At 57.9% G+C, this 7,421-nt stretch carries 8 protein-coding genes; 3 read left to right on the forward strand and 5 right to left on the reverse strand.

Features of this window, described 5'->3' with window-relative positions; translation table 11 throughout:
* Positions 1-787: 787 nt before the first annotated feature.
* The 5 genes from FMN63_RS28345 to FMN63_RS28365 form a co-directional block, all read right to left on the reverse strand.
* Positions 788-1,141: a hypothetical protein gene (locus tag FMN63_RS28345; RefSeq protein ID WP_148587529.1), complete on the reverse strand. Its 354-nt coding sequence runs from the start codon at positions 1,139-1,141 to the stop codon at positions 788-790.
* A 22-nt stretch (positions 1,142-1,163) separates the two neighbouring features.
* A complete protein-coding gene (locus tag FMN63_RS28350) occupies positions 1,164-1,457 on the reverse strand; it encodes a hypothetical protein (protein ID WP_023001164.1) in 294 nt (97 codons plus the stop codon).
* 357 nt (positions 1,458-1,814) lie between these two features.
* Positions 1,815-2,468 carry an SOS response-associated peptidase gene (locus tag FMN63_RS28355; protein WP_148587530.1) on the reverse strand — a complete coding sequence of 218 codons (654 nt, stop codon included), beginning with the start codon at positions 2,466-2,468 and terminating at the stop codon, positions 1,815-1,817.
* A 52-nt stretch (positions 2,469-2,520) separates the two neighbouring features.
* Positions 2,521-2,820 carry a hypothetical protein gene (locus tag FMN63_RS28360; protein WP_148587531.1) on the reverse strand — a complete coding sequence of 100 codons (300 nt, stop codon included), beginning with the start codon at positions 2,818-2,820 and terminating at the stop codon, positions 2,521-2,523.
* Positions 2,821-3,047: 227 nt separating this feature from the next.
* The gene (locus tag FMN63_RS28365; protein WP_162530144.1) at positions 3,048-4,928 is read right to left on the reverse strand and encodes a ParB/RepB/Spo0J family partition protein; all 1,881 of its coding nucleotides are present in this window, start codon (positions 4,926-4,928) and stop codon (positions 3,048-3,050) included.
* A gap of 622 nt (positions 4,929-5,550) precedes the next feature.
* Between FMN63_RS28365 and FMN63_RS28370 the strand changes: the two genes are divergently transcribed.
* From FMN63_RS28370 to FMN63_RS28380, 3 genes are all read left to right on the forward strand, one after another.
* Complete coding sequence (locus tag FMN63_RS28370; RefSeq protein ID WP_148587533.1) at positions 5,551-6,000, forward strand: Ros/MucR family transcriptional regulator; 450 nt, start codon at positions 5,551-5,553, stop codon at positions 5,998-6,000.
* Positions 6,001-6,254: 254 nt separating this feature from the next.
* Complete coding sequence (locus FMN63_RS28375; protein WP_148587534.1) at positions 6,255-6,710, forward strand: nucleotidyltransferase domain-containing protein; 456 nt, start codon at positions 6,255-6,257, stop codon at positions 6,708-6,710.
* On the forward strand, positions 6,710-7,081 hold the full coding sequence (locus FMN63_RS28380; RefSeq protein WP_209001425.1) for a HepT-like ribonuclease domain-containing protein: 372 nt from the start codon (positions 6,710-6,712) through the stop codon (positions 7,079-7,081). Before FMN63_RS28375 ends, FMN63_RS28380 begins: the two co-directional genes overlap by 1 nt.
* Positions 7,082-7,421 lie beyond the last annotated feature (340 nt).

A 7,421-nucleotide genomic window follows, 5' to 3' on the forward strand; every position in this document is an offset into this window, starting at 1 on the left:
CTGAGAGCGCGGGCGGAATCAAAGCGTGCGGTGCTGGCATATACTGAGTTCATTGGTTTGCTCCTGTTTCCTGAACTTGGCCGGGGTGGCTCGTTTCATTTTCCGCGTCGTCGGAAACGGGGGCGGCGGATCAAGGACCGTATGCGGGGAGGGGGATCACCCGCGCGCACAAGGCGAGAGCCGCGGAGCGTGGGGACACCCCGCAGGAGGCCGCGCAGCGGTTCATCCTTGATCTGCCGGGGGGCGGAGCCCCTACTTTCAGGAGAAAAGCCCGGTTTCTCTGCCGGTCGATCTTTCATGGGGTAGGCGCGCGGGTCAGGTTCGGAGAAGGAACGCGATCGGGCCGGTGGGCCGGCGCGAACCTGTTGCTTTGGAGGACCTGGGCCGCGCGCCGTAGGGGCGAAGCCCCTCCCCAGGATCAGCCCGGCCCGTCAGGGCTGGTCCGGTCCAGCGGCCTATCGGCAAGCCTTCATATTGATTTTTCGGCTGAAACTGCTAACATCTTTCTCGGAGCAGGACGACAGGTTTCCCTGTCGTCCCTTTTCCTAGATAGTGAATTGGACCCGGATCACGATTTGCAAGGTCGTCCGGGTCTTTTTCATTTCTAGGGTAACGCTAATGGGTATGAACCACATCGCATTACCTCCGATTTGAAAGCAAGGCTGTTGCCTCAGCCGGGTAAGCCCATCCCACCCGGTCGCGCCGCTTGCCCGGCGCTGCTGCTTCCGCCCTCAAAACTGATTGGCTCACCGATAGCACATCTGGCGGTCAATAGGTTAACGAGAGGTTAACCTCTCATCCCACCATACAAGGACTCGTGCGCCTCTTGGATCGCGTCGAACGCCTCTGTCTGGATGACTTCGTCATTGCTGCAAAGCTCGGGCATTCCAAAGCGTGCAGCGGCCAACTCCCGAAAGTCCCGATAGTCGTCTGTGGCGAGGATTTGGCACTGGATGGCGACCGAGCGCACCATACTGGACACCTCACCCACCCACGCCTCATAGATCCGTCCCACGCGGATGCTATCGAAGCGCTCGGCTGCGAGCCGCAAGGCATTGTTGAATTTCGCTTTCCGGCGCACTGACGGCCAATAGTCTGCGGCGTTTGCCTCCACGCTCGGGATCGTCTTCGTTTTCAGCATGTCGAAATCTCCTGTCGATGGATTAGCGGAAGGCGAAGCCGGGTTGACTGGCTTGCCCGAAAATCGAGATTTCGAGCCGAACAGCCTCTTGCAGTTCCAGCCGGTACTTACGCGCGCTCCGCAGAAGTCCAAGGCGGGACGAACGCCCCTCAAGCATCCGGCAAGAACCGAACAGGGAGAAAAGGACGGCCCGGCCAGTAACCGGCTTCACGCCCATTTTTCCGACATAGTATTTCCGCCCGTTGGCGTTGACGGCCTCCGGCTCCTCGCTTGCCCTGATTTGTCGATAGAGTTTCTTCCAGTCAGTGCGGTTCATTTTTGTGCTCCTCGTTCGCGGCGTATCGCCTTTCATTTTCCGCGTCGTCGGAAACGGGGGAGCCGGGTCAAGGACCATGGCAGGGGAGGGGGATCACCCGCGCGCACAAGGCGAAGCCGCGGAGCGTGGGGATACCCCTGCCATGGCCGCGCAGCGGTTCATCCTTGACCTGGCGGGGGCGGAGCCCCTTCGAGCAAGCAAAAGTCCGGCTCGGGCCGGTCATTGTTCTAGGGGTAGGGGAGCGGGTCGGGCCGGTGTGCCGGCGCGATCATGTTGCTTTGGAGGATCTGGGCCGCTCACCGTAGGGGCAACGCCCCTGCCGAGGATCAGCCCGGCCCGTCAGGGCTGGTCCGCGTGTCAGTCCTTGCCGTCCTGACGCCCGCTGCGCGCAACAATATCGAGCGTGTCATCCGCAAGAGGACGCTGAAGCTCTTTCGCTTCGTCCCAGGGCGCGGACAGCCAAGTTTCGATTTCTTCCTGCTCCGTCAAAATAACGGGCATGGCCTTCGGGTGGATCGCTCCGACTTCCTTGTTTGGCTCGCACGTCAAGAACGCGAACAGGTCGGCGGTCACTTCGCCTTCCTTCACCTTTCGAACGCTGGTCCAGTTCGTCCAGATACCGGCAAAGACAGCAAGAGGGCGGTCTTCGTTGAAGGCGAACCAGACCGGCTCACGCGCCTTTGAATCAAACTCGGAAAAGGAATTGAACGGGACAACACAACGGTGGTCGATGCTGAGCCAGCGGCGCCAGTGCGGGCTTTTAGTGTTGCGAACGTTCGTCACGCCCTTGTCGGCCGACTTGCCTTTCAGTGCAAATGCCGGTGATGGCATTCCCCAACGTGCCAAGGTCAATTCCCGCTCGGCACCGATATTACGGACGATGGGAGCGGAATAGTCCGGATAGATGCCCGGCTGCGGTGCCAGGTTGCCGATAGTGTCGGCAACTTTCATGGCTCGGGTGAAATCCAGGACGGCTTGCCGCGCCGAAGTGTGGGAGTAGAGATTGCACATCAAACCACACTTCAACAGCCGGCAAAAAATAACAAGGGATCAGCCCAGCCCGTCAGGGCTGGTCCGCTCCCGAAACAGGGGGCAGCGGCATCCAATGCGTTGCATCGGAGCCGTACACCTTGAGCATCTTGCAGCCGCTCTCGTTGCGCACCAGATCACTGACGATGATTGTTCCGATCCAATTCGGCTTCATGGGTTTCCCGCGAAAATTCACAAAGTCGGGCTCCGTCCCAAAATAAAAGAGGCCGATAATGTCGCCTTCCAAGAGCAGCACAGGAGTGCCGTCTTTAGGTGCTGTTTCAATAGGTTGCCATCCGTCGATGTGCAGTAGCGATTTGAGGCTGTCGATCATGGGAAGACTCTTTCGTTCAATGAGCTCGCCCGGTCAAGTGGGGTATGTACTCGACCGGGCCAGAGTGAAGCCCCTTATCAAACCTCAGCCGGTTCCTTTAGAGGGGTCCGCAACCGGCTATCGTTTGATCGGGAGGCAAGGGGCTCCGTATTCGATGATGAGGTTTCCCCGAAGGGGAAAGGCCGCCCTGCGGGAGCTTTCGCAGGGCAGCCCTTCAATGGACAGCGTTACGCTGCCTCTTGAATGACTTCCTCGGACGCAGGAGCTTCGTCTTTGCAAGTCATGATGTTCGGCACCCAACGCGTTCCGGCGACTTTTTCAGCTGCATAGGCTGCAGCTTCCTTTTTCTTCATTTTGAGAACGGGCGCGGCAGCTTCCTCGCCGCAGGCCTGCACAAGACTGTCATAGATGACATCGAGCTTGACGCGGGCGAAGTAGGTTTCGGCGGTCGGCTGGAAGTGATCGGCCATGTCGAGGTCTAGGGCCGCACCGATCCGGTTGCCATGATCCACGCCCGCGCCGTTGAAGCCGTCGCCATGGCTGACAGCGTTGATTGTCCGGGCGACAAGGAAAGCTTGCAGCCGAAGCAATTCCTCCTGCGATACACCCATGCACCAATCCCAAAGGTCAGCCGGATTGACGGGCAAAACCGATTTCCAGCTTTCACGGACGCGTTCAATGGCATCGAGGTCGGCGCACTGGCCCGCGTCTTTGATGTGTGTTTCAAGGCATGCGCTGTCGAGCGACACTTCAACCGCCCCATGGGTCCATGCCGCACGGTGCTCGTACAGCGTCTTGATCGCCATGGAGTGAACGCTAACAACAAGGGCCAGGTTCGGGTTCCGGGCAAGCTCAAGACGGAGCGCTGCGGTCTTGCGAGCGGTCAACTCGGCGACCAGTGCTTTCGAGTGATCGGAACCGGCCTTTTCGTCTGACGCTGTATCAGAGCAGGCTTGTGCGGCCACCTTCGCGTCCTTCGGATCGATCAAGCCGCGTTCAATGCGCAGATCGCCATGATAGCCAAGCGACAGGATTGCCCCGGCCTTTGCCTTCTGCTCGTCGCTGAACTCCGGTTTCCACGCGGCGCGGAAGTCCTCAAGAGCGTTTTCCGCTGCTTCGAAGGCAAGCCGGTCGTCTTCGTCTCCAGACTGGTCGTAAACATCGCCAGTTGTCTCAACCGCGTTTTCCAGTGTTTCAAGGTGCTTCTGTTCCTCGTCGGACAGATCGCGGGCCATGGGATAGACACGACCGTATTTCTGCATGTCGGTGTAGTCGATTTCCGGCTGATAGCGGCACCACTTCCAGCCTTCGCCAGCAACCTCAAGGGTGAGTGCGTCGATCTTTTCGGCCACGAGTTTATCAATCAGCGCCCCGTCTTCGGCATATCCGCCATCTGTATTAAAGAGGTCACAGATCACCGTGGCGCCCGCTTCGCGGACAGCATCGAGGCCGCCAAGGAACTTGATGCGTTTGTCGGATGCGGGAATTTTGCCATCGGTCAACGCCTGACGAATTTCGCGGCTGCTGCGATAATACGGCGAAAGGTTATCCCAAACCCGTTCCTGTTTTTCATGATCATCACAGACGGTAAATGCCTGCAATTGGGCAAGTTCCATTTCTCCCTTTTCGAAAATCTCGAACAAGCGAGGGGAGACGCGGGCCAGCTTGAGGCGCTTCGTCACGACAAGTTCGGTTTCACCGAAACGGCTTGCGATTTCGCTGACGGTCTTGCCATCGTCGGCCATCTGTTTGAAAGCCCGGTATTCATCGGCAGGGGACATGCCTTCGCGCATGATATTCTCGGCAAGGCTGATTTCGGTTGCGTCAGCCTCGTCGCTCAGAACGCACGTCACCTTGACGGATGCGGGCACTCTCTTGTTGGAAATCAGGTGCTCAATTGCCCGGAACCGACGCCCGCCAGCGGTCACAAGGTAGGTTCCCTTTTTCTCCCCTGGGCGCACGACAAGGTTCTGCAGGACGCCAACTGAGGCGATGCTTTCAGCAAGCTCAAGGATGCCTGCCTGCGTGTAGGTCTTGCGGACGTTCTTCGGATCAAGCACCAGCTTCGAGAAAGAGATTTCAAGGCGGTTTGTGTCGGTTTTGGTCATTTGGTTTGCTCCTGTTTCCATGAAACTTGACCGTTGCGGCTCGTTTCATTTTCCGCGTCGTCGGAAACGGGGGAGGGCGGTCAGGGACCGGAAAGGCGGAGGGGTGTCCCCGTGCGCACAAGGCTAGAGCCGCGGAGCATGGGGAGACCGCTTTTCCGGCCGCATAGCGGTTTATCCTTGACCGGCCGGGGGCGGAGCCCCGCTAGCAAATTAATGTCTGGCGCAGCCAGGCAGATATCTGCAAAGCAGATCCAGCGCGAACGATCGTACCCCGAATGGGCCGAGACAAGGGCGGTTTCGGCCGATGGACTATCTTGCCGGCGGAAGGCTCTTTGAGACTTCTGCCGGCTTTAGACAAGTCCCGGCAGAAATCGTGTTTGGCTCGGTGGAGGCCGCATAGCGGCCGGAAGAGAGCGTGGTCCGGTAGGACGCGACCTCGACCGCTTCAAAGTTTTTATAATTGAAGGTCAAACAACCCGCTCGAGAAATAAAGACGAAATATACTCTTTGCTCTTGGTCTCATTGCACAAATAATAAATGGAATGTAAAACGTTTCATTGTGTTTCAGCCGGAATAACTATTGGCGCCTGTCTCAAGAGACACCCTGCTCACAAGGACAATCATGCCTAATACACCAGAAGACGACTTCGTTCAGAACGCAGCCTTCATCGAGCTCACAAGCGATATCGTTTCGGCCTATGTGGCCAACAACACGGTTGCCACTCCCGATTTGCCAGGCCTGATAGCTTCGGTGCACAAGGCTCTGACGTCATCCGCACAGAAAGCTCAGGAGCCGGAAGTTGTGGAACTCGTTCCCGCGGTGCCGATCAAGAAATCCGTCGGAAACGATTTTCTTATCTGCCTGGAAGACGGCAAGAAATTCAAATCGCTGAAACGGCATCTTCGGACCCACTATGACCTGACTCCTGAAGACTACCGGGCAAAGTGGAACCTTCCGGCGGATTATCCGATGGTCGCCCCCAACTATGCTGCAGCTCGTTCCGAACTCGCCAAGAAAATGGGCCTCGGGCAACAACGGGCCACACAGACGCGCAAGCCGCGCAAGAAGTAAGGCGTTCTGGCCAGAGGTACAGGCTGTGCTCGCTAACGGCCGCGCCTTGGACTACAAACACGATTATGTGGGCAGGGCTCAACAGGCAGCACAGACTCCGGGCTTGTCCGGTGAGGTCTTGGTTCGCGGTTCCTGCCCCTCCCCCCTGATTGTTCGTCCCGATCCGTGGACGGCGACAGCAAGGGATGCCTCTGGTTTTATCGCTCTGAATGCTCTATTGTGCATTTGTGCACAAATACACAAGCGATCAAACCATGTCGAACCCAGAAACCGCATACCTGTCTGCACGCGTTCCCGTGCCACTGAAAAACCGCTTCAAATCCCTGGCTGCCCGCCGAGGATTGAAGGTGCAGGACCTGCTCAACCAACTGGTGGCCGACTATGTCGCTGAAGAAGACAGGCAAGCCCCGGCCGCAACCGATGTTCTGCGCCGCCTTCGACGTCACCAGACCGCGCTGGCCGAAAAGGGACTGGCGCATTTGTACCTATTCGGCTCCGTCGCCCGGGGCGATGCTCGTCCCGATAGCGACATAGACCTGGCCTACGAACTGAAGCCAGGGGCAAAACTGTCTCTCTTCGAAATAGGGAGGATCGAAGGCCAGATCCGGGAGGCGCTGGCGAATGACGTCAGGATCGATCTGGCCCCACGAACAAGCCTACGTGACCATGTCACGGAAACGGCGTCGCTGGATGAGATCCAGGTGTTCTGATGGCTCGAAGCACGCTCCATCGCCTTCAGGACATGCATGAGGCGATCACGGAAATCTACGAATTTGTCGATGGCATGGATCGCGCGACATTTCTGCTAACGCCCACCAATGACCGGAAGACCTTTCGGGCGGTGTCTGCCTCGTTCATCGTCATAGGCGAATCCGCCAAGGCACTGCCCGAAGACCTCACGTCCCGGCATCCCGACGTTCCCTGGCGCGCCATTGCTGGATTCCGGGACAGGGTCGTCCACGAATATTTCCGGATCGATGTGGACACCGTCTGGGAGACAATCGAAAGCGGCGAGCTTCAACAGCTGCGTGAGATCGTCGAAGATGAAATTCAGGAACTTGAAGCCGGGGCTCCTCGCTAGCGCGTATCGCGTTTGACTGGAAACATCGTGCTTCGCTTTTTGCGTAGAAAGCTCTGACTTCAGACAGCGAAAAGCGATTTGTTCCTGCCACCAACGGTCGGAAAATCACGCCAGCATTCTGGCAGACCGTCTCCGGCTTCGTTCCGCATCGTTATAGTAGCTTGTGGCCTGGGCGAGGGACCGGTGCCGGGACTGCTGCATGGCGTCTTGATAGGGGCTTTCGGGCATCGCTGACAGCTTCATGAGAGGTGGGCACTGACCTGTTTTCTAGCATGGGACGGCCAAGATGTCTAACATTCGATAAGCAGTACTTATCGCTGCTGAGTCTGTCATCTTGCGA

Origin of the sequence: Stappia sp. BW2 (assembly GCF_008107695.1) — a bacterium.
Classification (GTDB): Bacteria; Pseudomonadota; Alphaproteobacteria; order Rhizobiales; family Stappiaceae; genus Roseibium.